Annotated in this window: 2 protein-coding genes; one reads left to right on the forward strand and one right to left on the reverse strand. The window is 68.2% G+C overall.

Features of this window, described 5'->3' with window-relative positions; all coding sequences use genetic code 11:
* Positions 1–388 (forward strand): CocE/NonD family hydrolase (locus tag H7I57_RS10830; RefSeq protein WP_264023496.1); only part of this gene is annotated, 388 nt, incomplete at its 5' end.
* On the opposite strand, the gene H7I57_RS10835 is transcribed toward H7I57_RS10830, so the two are convergent.
* The coding region (locus H7I57_RS10835; protein WP_264023497.1) for a zinc-binding dehydrogenase at positions 375–764 on the reverse strand (390 nt) is incomplete at its 5' end. The two genes, H7I57_RS10830 and H7I57_RS10835, sit on opposite strands and share 14 nt — an antisense overlap.

Genomic DNA, 764 nt, shown 5'->3' on the forward strand with positions numbered 1-764 from the left:
GCTGCCCGCGGATCTCGACGTCATCGGTACGCCCTACGTCGAACTGGACCACCGCACCGACAACCCGCACGCCGACGTGTTCGTTCGGATCAGCGACGTTGCGCCCGACGGACATTCGACAAATGTCACCGATGGATACCTGCGGCTCACCGCGGCTGACACCCCGGAGGCGCGGCTGCGCCTCGAGCTCGACGCGACTGCGTACCGATTCGCCGCCGGCCACCGGATCCGGCTGCTGATCGCCGGTGGCTGTTTCCCACGGTTCGCCAGAAATCTCGGGACCGGCGATCCGCTGGCCACCGCCACCCGGATGGTGCCGTCCGTACACACCGTCGCGCACGGCGACGGCGGGCAGTCTCGGCTGGTGCTGCCGGTCAGCGCACCGTGACGACTACTTTGCCCTTGGCCGAACGGTTTTCCAGCGACGCGATGGCATCCGCGGCGCGCTCCAGCGGATACGCCTCGGGTGCCGGCGGGATGATGGCACCGGACGCCAGCAGCGGCTCCAGTTCCTCCCATTGCTCGGCGAGGTAGCCCGGGTGGGTCATGGCCCACGCACCCCAGCCGACACCCACCGCGTCGACGTTGTTGAGCAGCAGCCGGTTCACCTTCACCGTCGGGATATCGCCACCGGTGAATCCCACCACCAAGAGTCGACCACCCGGTGCCAGCGACCGGAGGGAGTCCGTGAACCGATCGCCACCCACCGGATCGAGAACCACATCGACGCCCCGGCCACCCGTCAGCTCACTCACCGCATCCTT

The sequence above is a fragment of the Mycolicibacterium pyrenivorans genome (assembly GCF_025821625.1).
GTDB lineage: Bacteria > Actinomycetota > Actinomycetes > Mycobacteriales > Mycobacteriaceae > Mycobacterium > Mycobacterium pyrenivorans.